Genomic DNA, 278 nt, shown 5'->3' on the forward strand with positions numbered 1-278 from the left:
AAACAGCACTCACGTTCGATGACGTGCTTCTCGTCCCGGCCTTCTCCGATGTTTTGCCGCGCGACACCAGCCTCAAGACCCGGCTGACCCGCAACATCTCCCTGAATATGCCGCTCGTGTCCGCTGCCATGGACACCGTCACCGAAGCCCGCCTCGCCATTGCAATGGCGCAAATGGGCGGCGTCGGCATCATCCACAAGAACCTGACGGTTGCCGAGCAGGCGCGTGAAGTTGCCAAGGTCAAGCGTTTCGAGTCCGGCGTGGTGCGCGACCCGATC

1 protein-coding gene is annotated in these 278 nt (G+C 62.2%); it reads left to right on the forward strand.

Annotated features, from left to right (window positions below):
- The coding region (locus EN859_RS37845; protein ID WP_135913786.1) for an IMP dehydrogenase at positions 1-278 on the forward strand (278 nt) is incomplete at both ends.

This window comes from Mesorhizobium sp. M00.F.Ca.ET.216.01.1.1, assembly GCF_004010325.2.
GTDB lineage: Bacteria > Pseudomonadota > Alphaproteobacteria > Rhizobiales > Rhizobiaceae > Mesorhizobium.